Source organism: Cellulomonas sp. HD19AZ1, from assembly GCF_004535805.1.
Lineage (GTDB): Bacteria > Actinomycetota > Actinomycetes > Actinomycetales > Cellulomonadaceae > Cellulomonas > Cellulomonas iranensis.
Genome location: NZ_SPHX01000011.1, coordinates 1 through 1,487, shown reverse-complemented (window position 1 = coordinate 1,487; position 1,487 = coordinate 1). Strand labels below are relative to the sequence as shown.

General features: G+C 68.3%; 2 pseudogenes. Both read left to right on the top strand.

The annotated features are described in order from the left end of the window. Nucleotides 1-969: pseudogene (locus E4A51_RS18160) on the top strand (DNA-directed RNA polymerase subunit beta); the annotation flags it as partial. 127 nt (nucleotides 970-1,096) lie between these two features. Then, nucleotides 1,097-1,487: pseudogene (locus E4A51_RS18155) on the top strand (DNA-directed RNA polymerase subunit beta'); the annotation flags it as partial.

The window sequence follows — 1,487 nt, the reverse complement described above, 5'->3', positions numbered from 1 at the left end:
GACGACGGCGACGAGCTGCCCGCCGGCGTCAACGAGCTGGTCCGCGTGTACATCGCGCAGCGCCGCAAGATCACCGCGGGCGACAAGCTCGCCGGTCGTCACGGCAACAAGGGCGTCATCTCGACGATCCTCCCGCAGGAGGACATGCCCTTCCTCGAGGACGGCACGCCGGTCGACATCATCCTCAACCCGATGGGTGTCCCCGGGCGCATGAACGTCGGCCAGGTGCTGGAGGTCCACCTCGGGTGGATCGCCAAGCAGGGCTGGGACATCCAGCTCGCCGAGGGCGACGTGCAGTGGCGCGACGGCGTGCCCGAGGTGGCGCACCGCTCCGAGCCCGGCAACCCGGTCGCGACGCCCGTGTTCGACGGCGTGCCCGAGGGGACCCTCACGGGTCTGCTCGACTCGACGCTGCCGAACCGCGACGGCGAGCGGATGGTCAAGGGCGACGGCAAGGCCCGGCTCTTCGACGGCCGCTCCGGCGAGCCGTTCCCGGACCCGGTGTCGGTCGGCTACATGTACATCCTCAAGCTGCACCACCTCGTGGACGACAAGATCCACGCGCGCTCGACGGGCCCCTACTCGATGATCACGCAGCAGCCGCTGGGTGGTAAGGCGCAGTTCGGTGGCCAGCGGTTCGGCGAGATGGAGGTGTGGGCGCTCGAGGCCTACGGCGCCGCCTACACGCTGCAGGAGCTGCTCACCATCAAGTCGGACGACGTCCCGGGCCGCGTGAAGGTCTACGAGGCGATCGTCAAGGGCGAGAACATCCCGGACTCCGGCATCCCGGAGTCGTTCAAGGTCCTGCTCAAGGAGATGCAGTCGCTCTGCCTGAACGTCGAGGTGCTGTCGTCCGACGGCGTGTCCATCGACATGAAGGAGAACGACGACGAGGTCTACCGCGCCGCGGAGGAGCTCGGCATCGACCTGTCGCGGCGCCCGAACGCCAGCAGCATCGAGGAGATCTGAGGCCGAGCCCCGGCCCGGTACCGCACCCCGCACGCGCGGGGCAGCGGGTCCGGGCCGGGCGCCGACACCCCTGTTGCAGATTCGCCGGTGAGCCGTCAGGCCCCGGAACGCGAAGGAAGTAGGAACCTTGCTCGACGTCAACGTCTTCGACGAGCTGCGCATCGGCCTGGCCACGGCCGACGACATCCGTGCCTGGTCGCACGGTGAGGTGAAGAAGCCCGAGACCATCAACTACCGGACCCTGAAGCCGGAGAAGGACGGGCTCTTCTGCGAGAAGATCTTCGGTCCCACCCGGGACTGGGAGTGCTACTGCGGCAAGTACAAGCGCGTGCGCTTCAAGGGCATCATCTGCGAGCGCTGCGGCGTCGAGGTGACGCGCTCGAAGGTGCGCCGTGAGCGCATGGGCCACATCGAGCTGGCCGCCCCCGTCACGCACATCTGGTTCTTCAAGGGTGTGCCGTCGCGTCTGGGCTACCTGCTCGACCTGGCGCCGAAGGACCCCGAGAAGGCCACCTACT